This window comes from Fructobacillus ficulneus (assembly GCF_001047075.2).
Taxonomy (GTDB): Bacteria; Bacillota; Bacilli; order Lactobacillales; family Lactobacillaceae; genus Fructobacillus; species Fructobacillus ficulneus.
On record NZ_DF968000.1, the window covers coordinates 11,275 to 27,137 of the forward strand.

A 15,863-nucleotide genomic window follows, 5' to 3' on the forward strand; every position below is an offset into this window, starting at 1 on the left:
GCGACCCGGCAATCCGACTTAGCTGACCCAAGGGCCCCATCGCCATCGAAACAACGGGAATGGGCAGGTTGGCCTGGCTGGCCTGACTGACAGTCATGAGGCGGAGGACGTCGGCTTCGGTTTGGGGCATGACCGCAATCTTAGCGATGTCGGCCTGGGCGTCCGCCATATTTCGGAAGGTCACAGTCAAGTCATCATTGGCCGGCGTTTCCTGAAAGTTATGGAAACTGGCGATGATTTTCTTACCATTGGTGTGGGCGGTTGCGATGACCTGATCGACTAAGTCTTTGTCGTGGTTAATTTCTAAGTCAATGATGTCAACGGGGAGCTGGCAAAGGTTTAAGAGCAAGTCTTGGTAGTCGGCGTTTGAAAGTGCCCGTTGACCACCCTCGGCTTGGGTCCGGAAGGTCGCGATGATAGGCAAGCCGGGGAGGTCTGCCCAAAGGCCTTGGGCCAGGTCGGCTAACTCTTCTGAATCTGGCCATGGGTTTAGAAAGTCCAATCGCCATTCGATTAAGTCGACTTGGCTGGGGTCAACCAGGGCGACCTGGTCTTTCAATTCAGCCAGATTGGCTCCGGTTAAGGGGACGGCGATTTTACTAGTGCCGGGTGTTAAGGTGAGATTTTGGACGGTGACTGTTTTCATTTTTGCTGGTCCTTTGCTTCAATGGCTGCTTGAACGAGTTCGATGGGCATGTCTTGGCCGGTCCAGAGTTTGAATGAGGCGGCGCCCTGTTCAATCATCATGCCCAGACCGTTGTAGACGTTTTGTACGCCGGCGTCTTTGGCAATCTTCATTAACTTGGTTTGGCGGGGGGCGTAGACCGTGTCGTAGACAACCAAGTCAGGCTTCAACCAGGTGGGGTCGGTCACCAGGCTTAAGTCTTCGAGGGGCTTCATCCCAGCGCCGGTGGCGTCACAGAAGATGTCGGCCCAGGCGAGGCTTTCCTTTAAGTCGTCTTGGTCAGCCAAGTCGTGGAGGCTAGCCTGGCAGTCGGTTTGTTCATTAATGAGGGCAACGGTCTTTTTGGCGTTTTCAAAGCGGTCGTCTTGGCGGTTGAAAATCCGAATTTCGCTCAAGCCATCTAAGGCTGACTGGGTCGCGATTGGTGTACCTGCTCCACCAGCACCGATGACAACCATCTTTTTCCCGGCGACATCGTGGCCTTTTTTCTTGAGGTCGTTGACGAAGCCAATACCATCGGTGGTGTAGCCGGTCAAGATACCGTTGTCGTTGACGACGGTGTTAACGGCTTGGTTCATTTGGGCGGAGATATCGAGCTTGTCGAGGTAGGGGATGATAGCCTGTTTGTTGGGCATCGAGATATTTGACCCGCGCATGTCTAATGTTTTGATAGCCTTAATGGCGTCGGGCAGGTCGGGGGTGTCAACATCGAATGCCAGGTAAGCAAAGTTTAAGTCGAGCGCTTCGAAAGCGGTGTTGTGCATGGTTGGCGACATTGAGTGGCGGATGGGGTAAGCCATTAATCCGATTAAGTAAGTGTGTCCATCAATTCTGGTCATGAGTTTTTTCCTTTTCTAATAAACAAGACAAAATAAAAAGCCGATTAGGTAGTTACCTAATCGGCTTGGTGCTTATCAAAAAGTTCGGTAGGAAACCAAGCTGATGATAATCGCTGAACTGACTAGGTAGTTTGATACACCTAGACAGTCAAGACAAATATGACTTCATTACCTAGATGCGAACGCGTGGGCACGTCCGCATCAAGCGAGACGTGCTATCTAAAGTAATAAAAGCCATAATAACGATTAATCATCATTGAACATTGCTGTTTCATAGTTGGAATCCCTTTCCGTTAAGTTGTTTATATTAAAACACATAAAATGAGCTTGTGCAAGTTTTTATCATTTTATTTTAATTAATTTGTTAAGAATCTATCAGAATGAATTCAGTTTTTTCATTAAATTAGTAAAATTAAACGCCGGAATGGATTGTGTATTTTTTAAAAATAGTGTTAGACTTATCCTATTCAAAAAAGGAAAAAAGAGAATAATATGTCATATTTAGAATTAAAGAATATTCAGAAGTCTTATTTTCTGGGGGCACAAGAGTTCCCAGTTTTAAAGGGCATTGATCTGAACTTTGACCTGGGTGACTTTGTTTCCATCCTAGGAGAATCTGGTGGTGGAAAATCAACTTTGATGAACATCATCGGTGGCCTTGACCGTAACTTTGAAGGTCAGGTCCTAGTCAATGGTAATAAGCTTGATCATCAAAAGGAAAAGGCCCTTGATCAGTACCGGCGAGAAACGATTGGTTATATTTACCAGTCTTATAACCTGATTGCCCATCTATCTGTCTTGGATAATGTCTTGGTTTCATTAGACATGACTACTCTTTCTAAGAAAGACCGGGAGAAACGGGCCCAGGAGCTGTTGGTTAAGGTTGGCTTGGCTGACCATATGAAGAAGTACCCCAAGCAATTGTCCGGTGGACAAAAGCAGCGGGTGGCGATTGCCCGGGCCTTGGCCTCTGACCCCAAGGTAATTATTGCCGATGAACCAACCGGCGCCTTGGATGCTCAAAATACCGAAGAAGTTTTGGCTCTTTTGAATGAAATTGCGGCCGAAGGTCGGTTGGTGATTGCCGTAACCCACTCGGAAATCGTGGCGGAAGCCGGAACCCGGATTGTTCGCTTAGCCGATGGCCAAATTGAATCCGATGAACGAATCCGTCCTGCCTATGACAGTCAAGACAAGGAAATGCTACACTCACGGATTTTGCCGCGGTTGGCCTCAGTTAAGACGGCCTTTAAGCATTTTCGTCATAATTTAGGAACGAATTCCTTGATTATCCTGGGAACTTCAATCGGCCTCTTTGCCGTTGTTCTCTTTTCCGGTTTGGGTAACGGAATCTCTGGTTACATGTCTAACCAGATTACCAAGATTGCCAACCCGCAGGTAATGTCGGTTAGCCGCTATGTGAAATCGGACGACGATGACCAATCCTTTGGTCAATCGACGGATGATAAGCCGGCCTTTACTCAAAGCCAGTTGGCACAAATTAAGAAGCTGAAGCATGTTTCCAAGGTTCAATCAGCTGATACCTTGTTGAACGTGAATGCTGGTTACAACAACCAAAATGTCAAGATGACATCGTTGTCAACTTGGAACGATTCATATTCCAAGGATTCAGTGGTAGCGGGACACGCTCCAACTAAGACTGGTGAAATCCTCTTGGATGAAACTGCCGCTGCCAAGAAATTGGATGCTAATAATTACAAGGATTTGATTGGTAAAACAGTGACTCTGTCTTACCAAACTTTGAATGCGCAAAAGCAACCAGTGATGGTTAACTTTACGGCCACGGTTTCTGGAATCGGTAAGTCATCAACTCGGGGCTTGCAAATGAACGCCGTCAACGCTACGACTGTTCAAAATGCCTTGAAGCAGGCGAACCTCGATTCAGATCCAAAATCAATTTCAGTTAAGATTGATGACTTGGATAATGTCACGGATACAGCTGCATCAATCGATAAGATGAAGAGTGGCTCGACCCGTCTTTACAAGACCACCACAATCCAAAGCGTGATTTCACAGGTTCAAACCTATGTTCATTTGGCCACGACAATTCTTTCAACGATTGCCGGTATTTCATTGGTCGTTTCAGCCTTGATGATTATCGTGACAATGTTTATGTCGGTTACTGCCCGGACTAAGGAAATCGGAATTATCCGCGCCTTGGGTGAATCAAAGCGTGATATTCGCTGGCTCTTTATTTCTGAGTCAGTGATTGTCGGTTTGTTGTCAGCAACCTTGGCCACGGTCTTTGCTTACGCTGCTGAATTTGCTGTTAACGGCTTGTTGAAGGGGACGGCTGACTATGCCTTTGTCCAGATTTCGGTTGGTAACGTGGTTACTGCCTTCGCTTTGGCTTTGATTATTTCATGGCTAGCAGCGCTCTTACCTGCTCGTCGGGCAGCGAAGTTAAATCCAATCGATGCCTTGGCAAATGATTAATTTATCCGGATTTTAGGCTATATATGTAATAAAAATAAATATTTAGTATAAAAACAGCTTTTAATCAAAACGATTATGAGTTGTTTTTTTAATTTTTCCTTGACAGAATTTATTTTGCTGATTACACTAAGAGCAATTAAATAGTTCGTCCATAAAAACCAATGATGTGGAGATCAAGATTGTTGTGCACGCTCAGAGAGTCGCCGGTGGTGAGAAGGTGATGGAACGCAGGCAATTAAATGGACCACGGAGGGTTCTTCTGAAAGCACAGTTGTGCAAGTATGGGGAAACGTCAGGCATACGTCAGTTGTCGGGGATATGTTGGTATCTCGCTAAGGAGGGATTAGTGAAGCTTTTTGGCTCTATTTTTTTGACGCCAGGGGTGGAGACTAATCTAATTAAGGTGGCACCGCGGAAATCAATCCGTCCTTAACAAAGCAGAAATTGCGTTGTTATGGGCGGATTTTTTAGTGGAAAAAATCTTAAGGAGAACACCAGTGAATAACCAACAGCTAAAGCAAACTAGCCATGAACATCCCTTTCAGTTAGTTCTAGTCAGCCAGCCCTGTCCAGTCTTTGATGACCTGGTCATCCTTAACCAGGAGGACCGCATCGAAGCAAAAAAACCAGGAAGTATCATGGGCCAGATGGCCTTTACCCGCGATGGGGTCACCACAATTGTGGTGAATCCCCGTCAAGTTTTAACCGGTCGTGATGGCCAAATCACTATCCGTAACCAAGACGGTCAGATTCAAGTGATTGAGGCTGACCCGATTGCATACTTGAATGACCTATACCAGCAAAACCGCTTTGACCGCGCTGGTCAAGGCGAGGACTTAGCCTTTGTCGCTGGCTTGATGGGTTACTTCAGTTACGACTTTGTCCGCTACCATCCCGATGTTCATTTGGAGCCAGTGGTTGATGATTTGGGTCTGGATGACTTTGACCTCTTGTTGGCCGATACCGTCATCAATTACGACCATGATGAGCAAAAATTAACCCTGTCTAAGTTGGTACAAGCGGACTTGGACGAAGAAGACTTGGCTCAGGTCCGGACGGATTTAGCTAATCAATGCTCCGAATTCGTTCAGGACCAGGTTGCAGCATTTTCTCAAAACCAATTGACTGGCACGACAGAGGAGGCTGAAGAAAACCAGCCTTTACTGTTTTTCAACCAATTCACCCTAGCGGAATTTTCCAACCGGGTTAGTCAGGCTCAAGACCACATTCATGCCGGGGATATCTTTCAGTTGATTTTGTCTAACCCCTACCGGGCGCAAAATCAGCGAGCAGACTTATTGATACAGGCCTACCGAACTTTGTCTAAGGCGGGACCTAGTCCTTATCGGTTCTACTTCCGCCATGGTGACTTTCAAAGTGTCGGTTCATCACCCGAAACTCTGATTAAAAAGACGGGTCAGACCCTCTTTTCCTATCCCTTAGCCGGCACTCGCCGACGGGGGAAAACCCGTGAAGAGGATGACTTTTTTGCCCAAGAACTGGCAAACAGCCCGAAAGAACAGGCCGAACATAACATGTTGGTTGACTTAGGTCGCAACGACCTCGGTCGGGTCAGTGAGTTTGGGACGGTTAAGGTCACCAGCCTCCGCCACTTATTGAAGTTCCCTAATGTTATGCACCTAGGATCGACGATTGAAAGTCAGGCCCAGGCGGGCTTGACCCCGATTGATATTATTGCCGCAACTTTACCAGCCGGGACCCTTTCCGGAGCACCAAAGATTTCGGCCATGCAAATCATCAACGCTTTGGAAAACCGCAAGCGCGGGATTTACGGCGGAGGAATTGGCACGGTTGGCTTCGATGGCGACCTCGACCTCTGCATTGGCATCCGCTTGGCCTACCAAAAGGGTGACCAGGTGGTTGTCCAAGCCGGAGCGGGAATTGTTGCCGATAGTCAGGCAGCCGAAGAATACCATGAATTTGAAAATAAAAGTCGGCTCATGCTGACACTACTGCAAAAGGAGGCCGGGGCCGATGCTCTTGTTAATTGATAACTATGACAGTTTTACCTATAACCTTTACCAAGAAATCGGCAACCGGACCGACCAGGAAATTAAGGTTGTCAAAAACGACCAGGTAACAGTCGCTGACTTAGATGATCCAAGCTTGACGGGGTTGATTTTATCCCCAGGACCGGGTCGTCCCGCTGATGCCGGGAACATGAATGCCGTCTTGCAGGACGCAATTGGCCGCCTACCAATCTTTGGCGTTTGCCTTGGCCACCAAGCCATCGGCGAGGTTTACGGGGCTTCGATTGTGACCGCACCCTTGATGCACGGTAAAACCAGTCAGGTTCACCAAATCAAGCCAGGGTCAGCCGGCATCTTTACCGCCTGTGCCGCTGACTTTACGATTGGTCGCTACCATTCACTGATGATTGACCCTACCACGGTACCGGACAACTTGACGGTGACGGCCGTGGCTGATGATGGGACCATCCAAGCCGTCGCCGACGAGGACAACCACGTTTATGGAGTTGAATTTCACCCTGAATCAATCATGACCGACCAAACTGCCGCCGACCTAATCTTTAAGAACTTTCTAGCCCAAACAGAGGAGAAAAACCATGTTGAAAACCGCACTGCAAAAAGTAATTGATGGCCAGGACTTAACTTTGACTGAAAGCCAAAATGTTGTGGAAGCCGTGATGGGTGGGGAGGCCGAAGAAGTTCAGGTCGCCGCATTATTAACTGCCTTGGCCAGCAAGGGCGAGACTGAAGATGAAATCGCCGGAGCGGCTTCAGCCATGCGGGCTGCAGCCTTGGCTTTTCCAGCCCAGCCCCAAGCCCTAGACATCGTGGGAACTGGGGGAGACCATTCGAACTCTTTCAATATCTCTTCAACCGCTGGACTGGTAATTGCTAGCCTGGGCTACGATGTTATCAAGCACGGTAACCGAGCGGCTTCATCGAAGAGTGGGGCAGCGGATGTTTTGGAGGCTCTCGGTTTTCCAATTAACCAAAGCGTTGCGGCCAGCCAAGCCATGTTGGCCAACCATCACTTTGCTTTCCTCTTTGCCCAAAAGTATCATCCAGCGATGAAGTACGTCGGCCCGGTTCGCAAGGAACTCGGCGTTCGGACAATCTTTAATTTGCTCGGACCTTTGGCTAATCCGGCGATGCCCGGCCAGATGGTCTTAGGCGTTTACAGCGCCGACTTGCTCGAACCAATGGCCCAGGTCCTTCACCAACTCGGTGTCCAATCGGCCAACATCATTTATGGGACGGATGGCCTGGACGAGGCTTCAATTTCGGCCCCAACCAAGGTCGTCCAACTTCGTGGTGACCAAATCCAATTCCTAACGATTGAGCCAGAAGACTTCGGTTTGACTCGGGCCACTAAGGAAGAAATTGTTGGCGGAACGGCGGAAGAAAATGCAGCGATTACCCGTGCGGTCTTGGCCGGTCAAGCCGGACCCCACCGCGACATTGTCGTTTTGAATGCTGCTTTGGGATTGAACGCCTTGGACAACAAAATTTCCTTAGCCGAGGGAGTGGAACTAGCCCAATCGGCTTTGGATTCCGGTAAAGCCGCTCAACTGCTTGATGACCTCTTGGCCGCCGGTCAGGAGGTTGGCCAATGATTTTAGATGACTTAGTTCAGGCAACCAGGGCCCGGTTAGTGAAGGACAAGGCGGCAAAATCCTTGGCAACCGTTCAGGCGGAATCTGAGCATGTGGGGTCGCTTAACCCCCAGGCAGTTTATGATAGCTTTTTACAGCCAGGCATCCACATTATTGGAGAAGTCAAAAAGGCCTCACCGTCCAAGGGATTGATTGCACCGGACTTTCCCTACCAGCAGATTGCTCGTGATTACGACCAAGCCGGGGTTGCAGCCATTTCGGTCTTAACCGAACCTGATTATTTTCAGGGTGATTTAGCTTACCTAGAGGTAATTGCCGGTCAGGTTACCGCTCCGGTTCTGCGGAAAGACTTTATCATCGACCCTTACATGATTTACCAGGCCAAGGCTGCTGGCGCCAAAATTATCTTGTTGATTGTGGCAATCTTGACTCCAGCCGACCTGCGGGTCTACTTTGACCTGGCTCAAGAACTTGGCTTGGCCGTCTTGGTCGAAGCCCATGACGAGGATGAAATTAGCCAAGCTCTCGCCGTCGGTGCTCAGATGATTGGCGTCAATAACCGCAACTTAAAGGATTTTACGGTTTCTTTTGAAAATAGCCAACGTCTACGAAACCTAGTTCCGCCGGAGGTAGTCTTTATCGCCGAAAGCGGAGTCAAAGACCCGGCCGATGTCCAAGCATTGGAAAAGTTAGGGGTCAACGGGGTCCTGGTTGGCGAAGCCTTGATGCGCAGCACTGATAAGGCCAGCTTTATCGCGGCCGCCCAGGGATAGCCCAGGAAGGGTAAGCCATGACAAAAATCAAAATTTGCGGGTTAATGACGAAGGCCGATGCCACCATGGTTAACGATAGCCGGGCTGATTATGCCGGGGTTGTCTTCGCCAGTGGTCGCCACCAAGTCGATGGTCAGCAGGCCCAAAGTATTCGCGCGACCCTGGACCCAGCCATTCCTCTGGTGGGTGTCTTCGTTGACCAGGCAGTAGATGAAATTATTGGACTAGGACAAGCGGGAATTATTCAAATGGCCCAGCTCCACGGTCCTTATGGTAGTGAGGTGATCGCCGCCATCCAAGCCAGCGGACTGGCAGTGATTGATGTCACGGTTGGCCAGGACCAGGCAGAAGAATTTGTAAACCAGGTTGCCGGCCCAGACAACCAAAATCAGGCTGACTTCTACCTTGTCGATAGCGGAGCTGGTTCGGGTCAAACCTTGGATTGGTCCCGTCTTCAAAACCTGCCCAAGGATAAAACCTTGGTCGCCGGCGGGATTAATTTGACCAATATCGAAAAAATTTTAGCACTTAACTCGTATGGGATTGATATTAGCAGTGGCAGTGAAACGAATGGGCACAAAGACCCGGCCAAGATTCGCCAGTTAGTGGCCTTGGCCCACCAAGAAAGGGAGTAAAAAATGGTAACAGGAAATAAAGCCGGCCGCTTTGCCGAATATGGGGGCCAATACGTCCCCGAAACTTTGATGAACGAACTCAACCACATGGCGGACGCCTACGAGGAAGCTAAACAAGACCCGGCCTTCCAGAAGGAATTGCGCGATCTCTTGGCGAACTATGCCAACCGGCCCTCGCTTTTGTACTACGCCAAAAACATGACGGAAGACCTGGGTGGGGCACAAATCTACTTTAAGCGGGAAGATCTCAATCACACTGGGGCCCACAAAATTAACAACGTTATCGGCCAGGCTCTCTTGGCCAAGCGGATGGGTAAGACCCGGTTGATTGCCGAAACAGGGGCAGGTCAACACGGGGTCGCCACGGCAACGATTGCTGCCCTCTTCGGCATGGACTGTGAAATTTTCATGGGTAAGGAAGATACTGACCGGCAACAGCTAAACGTTTACCGGATGGAGTTACTGGGGGCCAAGGTTCACGCCGTGACTTCTGGTTCGATGGTCTTGAAGGACGCCATTAACGCCGCCTTGCAAGACTTTGCTGCCCATCCGACTGATACCTTCTATGTCATGGGGTCGGCAACCGGTCCCCATCCTTACCCGATGATTGTCCGCGACTTCCAGAGTGTGATTAGCGAAGAATCCAAGGCGCAACTCCAAGACCGAATAGGTCGCCTGCCAGACAAGGTCATTGCCTGTGTGGGTGGTGGGTCGAACGCCATTGGTAGTTTTGCCAATTACATCAACAATCCTAGTGTTGATTTGATTGGGGTCGAAGCAGCCGGTAAAGGGGTCGATACGGACCTAACTGCGGCCACAATTGAGAAGGGGCGGTTGGGTGTCTTTCACGGAATGAAGTCGCTCTTCTTGCAGAATGCGACTGGGCAAATCAACCCGGTCTACTCGATTTCAGCCGGGCTCGACTACCCAGGTGTTGGCCCGGAACACGCGGCCTTGGCGGCTGAACACCGGGCTCATTATGTTGGCATCACCGACGACGAAGCCGTCGCTGCTTTTGAATACATTGCCAAGCAAGAGGGCATCATCGCGGCCATCGAATCTTGTCACGCCGTGGCCTACTTGCAAAAGTTAGCCCCAACCCTGGCTAAGGACCAGGTCATCGTTTGTACTTTGTCCGGTCGGGGAGACAAAGATGTCGCCGCCATTGCTAAATATAAGGGAGTAGCGTTAGATGAGTAAGTTAGCAGAACAATTTAACCAGCGGAAGAACTTTATTGCCTTCGTCACGGCCAACGACCCAGACATGGAAACAACGGTCAAAAATGTCGTCGCTCTTGCTGAGGGTGGGGCCGATATTGTTGAAATAGGCATTCCATTTTCAGACCCAGTGGCCGATGGTCCGGTCATCCAGGCGGCGGACCTCCGGGCCTTAAAAGACCCAGACCTACCAATCGAGAAGATTTTCCAGGCAGTCGGTGAGATTCGTCAACAAACGTCAGTGCCCTTGGTTTTCCTAGTTTATTTGAATGTTGTCTTACAATACGGCTACGAAGAATTTACCCGTGATTGTCAAAAGTTTGGGGTCAACGGCCTGATTATTCCCGACTTGCCCTATGAGGAACGGGATGAGTTAACTCCCTATACCGACAAGTATGACCTCGACTTGGTGCCGCTGATTACGGTGACCTCGGCTGACCGGATTCCGATGATTGCCAAAAAAGCTAGTGGCTTCATTTACCTGGTTTCGTCACTGGGCGTCACGGGTCAGCGGGAAGCCTTTGCTTCGAACTTAGCCGAAGTCGTGGCAGACATCAAAGAGTATACAACCGTTCCCGTTGCCATTGGTTTCGGTGTTCATACCCCCGACCAAGCCCGGGAGATGACCGAGATTGCGGACGGGGCCATCATTGGGTCGGCCTGTGTCCAAATTGTCGCGGACAATGGTACCCAAGCTCCCGCAGCTCTTAAAAAATATGCCCAAACAATTCGTCAGGCGATTGACCAATAAATTAAAAAAAACAGCCATTGGCTGTTTTTTTGTGCGCTTGTTGGCAGTAATTATGGACGGTAGTTTATTGATTAACTTGGTTGAATTTTTGGGTGATTTCAACCTGGGCTAACCGATCCTTTCCCCAGTCATTGAGCATGTTAATGATTGGGACCAGGGTCAAACCAATTTCAGTCAGGGAGTAAGCTGTTCGCTTGGTATTGCCGGTGATGGTTTCACTTTTATTGACAATCTGGTCGTCAATTAATTCTTTTAATTGGTTGGATAAAACCTTCTTGCTGACGCCGTTTAATTTGTTCATCAAGGCGGCGAAACCTTGGTCACCGTCGTTGATTAAAATCCAAAGAATCATTAATTTGTGCTTGCCACTAAACATCGAAACGGTGAACTCTTTTGTGCAGTCAAAGTCGCCATTGCTCAGCTTTTTTTGGACAGTTGTGCGGAATGCATCGGACAAAATTTTTACCTCTTTTCAAACGCTAATAGGGGTTACTAAAAAGTAACTTATTGTTTTTAAAATTGTGCTTAGTATACTAGGTTCCACGTTAAATAAGATATAAAAAGGATAGGACATTCATCATGAAATTGCAATTAGCTATTGATTTGGAAGACGTAAACGGAGCGATTAACTTAATCGAACAAACTAAGGACAGCATCGATATTTTCGAATACGGTACACCCTTGGTGATTAACTTTGGTTTGGAAGGGTTCCAAAAGGTTCGCGAAACCTTCCCCGATGTTACTTTGTTGGCCGACTTGAAGATTATGGACGTTGCTTCTTATGAAGTTGACCAAGCCTTTAAGTATGGAGCTGATATCACGACGATTTTGGGAGTAGCTGAAGACCAATCAATCAAGGATGCTGTTGCCGCTGCTCATGCTGCCGGTAAAGAATTGTTGGTTGACATGATTGGGGTACAAAACTTAGCTGAACGGACACAACAAGTTGATGCCATGGGCGCTGACTATATTGCAACCCACACTGGCTATGACTTGCAAGCCTTGGGTCAAGATCCATTTGCAGCCTTCAACGTCATTAAGGAAAACGTGACGGATACAAAGACGGCCATCGCTGGTGGAATTAAGTTAGCTGCTGCCGATGAAATCAAGGCCGCTAACCCTGACTTGTTGATCATTGGTGGGGCAATTGCCACAGCCGAAAACCCAGCTGAATCAGCTCGTCAATTCCGCGAATTGCTTGGTAACTAAGGAGCCTTCAGCTATGAATTGGGCAGAACTACTAACAGAATTACAACAAAATTTAGATAGTGAATTTTCGCCCGCAGCCTTAGCGCAAATTAAAGCTGCTCCGCAAATCTTCTTAACAGGGGCCGGACGGTCAGGATTGGCCTTGAAGTCTTTTGCCATGCGCCTCACCCAGTTAGGCAAGTCAGCCCATGTGGTTGGCGAAACCAATACCCCGGCGATGAATGCTGGTGACTTATTGATTGTTGCCTCATCTTCTGGCGAAACACCCCAGTTAATTCATTTGGCAACAATTGCCAAGGAAGTTGGCGGCCAAGTTTGGTTATGGAGTACCAACACCCAAAGCTCGTTGGCCCAAGAAGCCGACATCGTAACAGTTTTGGCTGGTAAGAATAAATTTGCGGGTACAACTCAAGTGACACAGCAACCACTAGGAACATTGTTTGAACAGTCTGTCTGGCTCTTTGGTGACCTCTTTGTGACCCATTACATGGACGCTTACCAAATTAGTGAGGCAGAGATGCAAAAGAGGCATACGAACCTTGAATAACACACCTGTAAAATTAACGACAGACCACTTAGCTAACTTTGTCGGTCCAGAAGAATTAGCAATGCTCCAACCGATGGTAACGGTGGCTGACCAACTATTGCGGTCAGGCACTGGTGCGGGCCATGATTATACCGATTGGGTCCACCTCGCTAGCCAATTTGACTCGGCTGAATTAGTCCAAATTCAACAAGCAGCCGCTAAAATCAAAAACCAATCCAAGGTTTTGGTTGTCGTTGGCATTGGTGGATCCTACTTAGGGGCCAGGGCAGTGATTGATTTTCTCTCAGATTATTTCAATTCTGCTTACCCGGATGGTGACCGGGACTTTCCACAAATTTTATTTGCAGGGAATTCGATTTCGCCTAGTTACTTAAATAGTTTAATCAAATTAATCGGCGACCGGGACTTCTCGGTCAACGTGATTTCCAAGTCGGGGACAACGACTGAACCAGCGATTGCTTTTCGGGTCTTGAAAGAACTGTTAGAAAACCGGTATGGTCACCAAGCCGCCCGGGACCGCATCTATGTCACCACCGATGCCAATCAAGGCGCTCTGAAGACTTTGGCTGACCAACAAGGGTATGAAAAATTTGTGATTCCGGCTGGCGTTGGGGGCCGGTTCTCCGTTTTGACCGCGGTTGGTCTTTTACCAATTGCCGCGGCAGGCTTTGATATCGACCAATTGTTGGCTGGGGCTAAGGAGGCTGAAAATGCCTATCGTTCGGCAGACTTAAGCCAAAACCCAGCTTACCAATATGCGGCCTACCGGAATATTTTGTACCGGAAGGGCTATACGACGGAATTGCTCGTCAACTATGAACCGACCTTGGTCCAAATTGGTGAGTGGTGGAAACAACTACAGGGCGAATCGGAAGGAAAAGACGGCAAGGGGATTTTCACAGCCACCGGTAACTTTTCAACCGACCTGCATTCATTCGGTCAATACATCCAAGAAGGCCGGCGAAACCTCTTTGAGACGGTTCTTCGAGTTAAAAACCCGGTCTCTGATTTGGCCGTTCCCACTGGCCAGGCTGAGGATGGGTTAGGTTACCTCGAAGGTGAGAATCTTTCTTATGTTAACCGGATGGCTTCCGAAGGAACCTTGCTCGCCCACGTTGCCGGTGGTGTACCCAATCTCTTGGTCGAAATCGACAAACAAGATGAATTTACCCTCGGACACCTCTTGTATTTCTTTGAAATTGCGGTCGGTGTTTCCGGTTACCTAAATGGGGTCAACCCCTTCAACCAACCGGGCGTGGAAGCCTATAAGCAAAACATGTTCGCCCTCTTGAACAAACCCGGTTATGAAGACTTGCACCAACAGTTTCAAGACCAAGGCTTAATTTAATCTCGGTCGTGATATTGGCATAATCCTTTTTCTTTTGTTATAGTAGCTTTAAAATTAACGAGAGAAGGAAGAACCAATGTTCACTGTTATGTTGGGAAGAGCCAGTCACTTTGCCAGCCATGGGGCTGGTCATATTAGCCGTCATGGGGCCAGTCACTTCTCTGGCGCTCATGGTGGCGGCGGAATTGCCCATGGCTTACTTTCAGGGATTATTCATGGTATTGGTTGGCGGATTGGATCTAACATTGCCTACCACCTCGGCTTCGGCTTTTGTATCTTGATTGTGATTGTCGTTGTTGTGATTTGGTTGATGCGCCGCAGGCGCTATTAAGGCAATACGAAATAAAACACTTTCTTCTATATAAATAGAGGAAAGTGTTTTTTGTGTGGTTAAAAGAATAAACGAATCCCGAAGTACATAATCACAAAGCCAATCACGGGTGACAGGAATTTATTAATTTTCTTGGGATCAAAGAGGTGGAGGACCAGTGGTGTGAGGACAGAACCAATAATTCCACCGACCATTAAAAAGAGACCCGCTGACCAATTAATCACGCTACCGGCAACTAAGTGGGTGGCTAGACCAACCACGGCTAGAATCCAGAGGACATAGGTCGTGGTTCCGGCTGCCTTAACGGCCGGAATGCCCATGATTGAAAGTCCAGCAACGGTGGCTGAGCCACCGGAGAGACCACCAAAACCAACCATCAAGCCGGAAATGAAACCGAAGACTGGCGCAATCTTACTATCTTGGTTCCGCTGAGGAGTCTTCCCGCGGTTACGGAAATTTTTGATGACAACAATTGTCCCCATCCCAATCAAGATGCAACCCACGGCAATATTGTAGACCGCACTTGGAATATATTTAGCAACCACAGTCCCAATCAAAATTCCGGGGATGGCGGCTAAGATTAACCGGTTTCCGGTTTTAACTTCAACGTTTTTCAACCGCCATTGGGTCACCAAACCGGAAAAGAGGGCGGGGACGGCGATGAACAGCGAGGTTGGCACGGCAACTGCCGTCGACAAGCCCAAGGTTGAGGTGAGGACTCCTAAATAGAAGGTTGCTCCACCACCCCCAATCAGAGTGACAAAACAGCCAATCAAAAAACCATAAAAAATACTGAGCATAAAACCAACTTTCCAAAAATGTAGTCCGAATTGCCGAGTAAGAGGAGCAAACGGTAATGCTTTAAAATAGAATGAATCAACTTAGTAGTATTTTATCAGAAATTTTTGAAAATTACAGGTAATCAATGCAAATTTATGGCTTTGAAGTAAAATTAGCCTGCGAATTTATGAAAGAGAATGACAATCAATTGAGTCATAACCTTTGAAAATAAATACAGTAAGATAATAACAGTACTGCCGAAAATAAAATCAGTTTTTACTTCTGGGAACGCACTCGCAACTTCTGCCCCTAGTGCAAAGGTTGCTAGAAGTATAATGATGCTTTCACCGAAGTTATTTTTAAATGTTAAACAGTTAATTATTTTACGCACATTGTGCCTTGCCTTTGTTTCTTAAGTTACATCATTGTAATCATTGTAATACTTTTTGGAAGTAAAAGCGAATTAGATTAATTTAAAGGTAAAACCTACTGTAGGTTTGAATCAGGAACACAAAAAAGACTGGAAGAATCCAGTCCGTCATTGTGTTAGTAACTAATGTGTAAATGATCGAATGTACCCGGCAAACAAGGTGATCAAAGGAATTGCACAATTGAGAGATGGAAATAGAACTTGGAAAGTTCTTCAAACTTGAATGTTCTTAGAAATTAATTGAAAAAATGTTTTG

16 protein-coding genes are annotated in these 15,863 nt (G+C 47.8%); 12 read left to right on the forward strand and 4 right to left on the reverse strand.

The window, feature by feature from the left end; genetic code table 11:
- Positions 1-646, reverse strand: a 646-nt coding sequence (gene aroD, locus AOQ29_RS02310; RefSeq protein WP_061992935.1) for a type I 3-dehydroquinate dehydratase, incomplete at its 3' end; no start/stop codon positions are given.
- Positions 643-1,524, reverse strand: coding sequence for a shikimate dehydrogenase (locus AOQ29_RS02315; protein ID WP_061992936.1), 882 nt, complete (start codon positions 1,522-1,524; stop codon positions 643-645). The genes aroD and AOQ29_RS02315, both read right to left, overlap by 4 nt.
- Positions 1,525-2,016: 492 nt before the next feature.
- Here AOQ29_RS02315 and AOQ29_RS02320 point away from each other — a divergent pair, with 492 nt between their 5' ends.
- From AOQ29_RS02320 to trpA, 8 genes are all read left to right on the forward strand, one after another.
- Positions 2,017-3,981: an ABC transporter ATP-binding protein/permease gene (locus AOQ29_RS02320; protein ID WP_061992937.1), complete on the forward strand. Its 1,965-nt coding sequence runs from the start codon at positions 2,017-2,019 to the stop codon at positions 3,979-3,981.
- Positions 3,982-4,478: 497 nt separating this feature from the next.
- Positions 4,479-5,993 (forward strand): anthranilate synthase component I family protein, encoded by a 1,515-nt coding sequence (locus AOQ29_RS02330; protein ID WP_061992939.1) that lies wholly within the window; start codon positions 4,479-4,481, stop codon positions 5,991-5,993.
- Complete coding sequence (locus tag AOQ29_RS02335; protein WP_061992940.1) at positions 5,977-6,600, forward strand: anthranilate synthase component II; 624 nt, start codon at positions 5,977-5,979, stop codon at positions 6,598-6,600. Before AOQ29_RS02330 ends, AOQ29_RS02335 begins: the two co-directional genes overlap by 17 nt.
- Entirely contained in the window at positions 6,569-7,585 is a 1,017-nt protein-coding gene (gene trpD, locus AOQ29_RS02340; RefSeq protein WP_061992941.1) for an anthranilate phosphoribosyltransferase, read from the forward strand. Before AOQ29_RS02335 ends, trpD begins: the two co-directional genes overlap by 32 nt.
- Positions 7,582-8,358 carry an indole-3-glycerol phosphate synthase TrpC gene (gene trpC / locus AOQ29_RS02345; RefSeq protein WP_061992942.1) on the forward strand — a complete coding sequence of 259 codons (777 nt, stop codon included), beginning with the start codon at positions 7,582-7,584 and terminating at the stop codon, positions 8,356-8,358. The genes trpD and trpC overlap by 4 nt, the downstream gene beginning before the upstream one ends.
- 17 nt (positions 8,359-8,375) lie before the next feature.
- Positions 8,376-8,993, forward strand: a complete 618-nt coding sequence (locus tag AOQ29_RS02350; RefSeq protein ID WP_061992943.1) for a phosphoribosylanthranilate isomerase — start codon at positions 8,376-8,378, stop codon at positions 8,991-8,993.
- Between the two features lie 3 nt (positions 8,994-8,996).
- Entirely contained in the window at positions 8,997-10,193 is a 1,197-nt protein-coding gene (gene trpB, locus AOQ29_RS02355) for a tryptophan synthase subunit beta (RefSeq protein ID WP_061992944.1), read from the forward strand.
- Complete coding sequence (gene trpA / locus AOQ29_RS02360; RefSeq protein WP_061992945.1) at positions 10,186-10,962, forward strand: tryptophan synthase subunit alpha; 777 nt, start codon at positions 10,186-10,188, stop codon at positions 10,960-10,962. The genes trpB and trpA overlap by 8 nt, the downstream gene beginning before the upstream one ends.
- A gap of 64 nt (positions 10,963-11,026) precedes the next feature.
- Here the strand turns inward: trpA and AOQ29_RS02365 are convergent, their stop codons facing one another.
- Positions 11,027-11,338: a winged helix-turn-helix transcriptional regulator gene (locus AOQ29_RS02365; RefSeq protein ID WP_061992946.1), complete on the reverse strand. Its 312-nt coding sequence runs from the start codon at positions 11,336-11,338 to the stop codon at positions 11,027-11,029.
- Positions 11,339-11,541: 203 nt separating this feature from the next.
- Between AOQ29_RS02365 and hxlA the strand changes: the two genes are divergently transcribed.
- From hxlA to AOQ29_RS02385, 4 genes are all read left to right on the forward strand, one after another.
- Positions 11,542-12,171 (forward strand): 3-hexulose-6-phosphate synthase, encoded by a 630-nt coding sequence (hxlA, locus tag AOQ29_RS02370; protein WP_061992947.1) that lies wholly within the window; start codon positions 11,542-11,544, stop codon positions 12,169-12,171.
- Positions 12,172-12,184: 13 nt separating this feature from the next.
- Positions 12,185-12,718: a 6-phospho-3-hexuloisomerase gene (hxlB, locus tag AOQ29_RS02375; RefSeq protein WP_061992948.1), complete on the forward strand. Its 534-nt coding sequence runs from the start codon at positions 12,185-12,187 to the stop codon at positions 12,716-12,718.
- On the forward strand, positions 12,711-14,066 hold the full coding sequence (locus tag AOQ29_RS02380) for a glucose-6-phosphate isomerase (RefSeq protein ID WP_061992949.1): 1,356 nt from the start codon (positions 12,711-12,713) through the stop codon (positions 14,064-14,066). The genes hxlB and AOQ29_RS02380 overlap by 8 nt, the downstream gene beginning before the upstream one ends.
- A gap of 76 nt (positions 14,067-14,142) precedes the next feature.
- Complete coding sequence (locus AOQ29_RS02385) at positions 14,143-14,397, forward strand: hypothetical protein (RefSeq protein ID WP_061992950.1); 255 nt, start codon at positions 14,143-14,145, stop codon at positions 14,395-14,397.
- 59 nt (positions 14,398-14,456) lie between these two features.
- Here AOQ29_RS02385 and AOQ29_RS02390 read toward each other — a convergent pair whose 3' ends face one another.
- Positions 14,457-15,197 (reverse strand): sulfite exporter TauE/SafE family protein, encoded by a 741-nt coding sequence (locus AOQ29_RS02390; RefSeq protein WP_061992951.1) that lies wholly within the window; start codon positions 15,195-15,197, stop codon positions 14,457-14,459.
- Positions 15,198-15,863: the final 666 nt, after the last annotated feature.

What these genes read in the sequence shown, in the direction of transcription:
- AOQ29_RS02315 (WP_061992936.1), bottom strand. Translation starts at nt 1,524, where the DNA reads ATGACCAGAATTGATGGACACACTTACTTAATCGGATTAATGGCTTAC.
- AOQ29_RS02320 (WP_061992937.1), top strand. Translation starts at nt 2,017, where the DNA reads ATGTCATATTTAGAATTAAAGAATATTCAGAAGTCTTATTTTCTGGGG.
- AOQ29_RS02335 (WP_061992940.1), top strand. Translation starts at nt 5,977, where the DNA reads ATGCTCTTGTTAATTGATAACTATGACAGTTTTACCTATAACCTTTAC.
- trpD (WP_061992941.1), top strand. Translation starts at nt 6,569, where the DNA reads ATGTTGAAAACCGCACTGCAAAAAGTAATTGATGGCCAGGACTTAACT.
- trpC (WP_061992942.1), top strand. Translation starts at nt 7,582, where the DNA reads ATGATTTTAGATGACTTAGTTCAGGCAACCAGGGCCCGGTTAGTGAAG.
- AOQ29_RS02350 (WP_061992943.1), top strand. Translation starts at nt 8,376, where the DNA reads ATGACAAAAATCAAAATTTGCGGGTTAATGACGAAGGCCGATGCCACC.
- trpB (WP_061992944.1), top strand. Translation starts at nt 8,997, where the DNA reads ATGGTAACAGGAAATAAAGCCGGCCGCTTTGCCGAATATGGGGGCCAA.
- trpA (WP_061992945.1), top strand. Translation starts at nt 10,186, where the DNA reads ATGAGTAAGTTAGCAGAACAATTTAACCAGCGGAAGAACTTTATTGCC.
- AOQ29_RS02365 (WP_061992946.1), bottom strand. Translation starts at nt 11,338, where the DNA reads ATGTTTAGTGGCAAGCACAAATTAATGATTCTTTGGATTTTAATCAAC.
- hxlA (WP_061992947.1), top strand. Translation starts at nt 11,542, where the DNA reads ATGAAATTGCAATTAGCTATTGATTTGGAAGACGTAAACGGAGCGATT.
- hxlB (WP_061992948.1), top strand. Translation starts at nt 12,185, where the DNA reads ATGAATTGGGCAGAACTACTAACAGAATTACAACAAAATTTAGATAGT.
- AOQ29_RS02385 (WP_061992950.1), top strand. Translation starts at nt 14,143, where the DNA reads ATGTTCACTGTTATGTTGGGAAGAGCCAGTCACTTTGCCAGCCATGGG.
- AOQ29_RS02390 (WP_061992951.1), bottom strand. Translation starts at nt 15,197, where the DNA reads ATGCTCAGTATTTTTTATGGTTTTTTGATTGGCTGTTTTGTCACTCTG.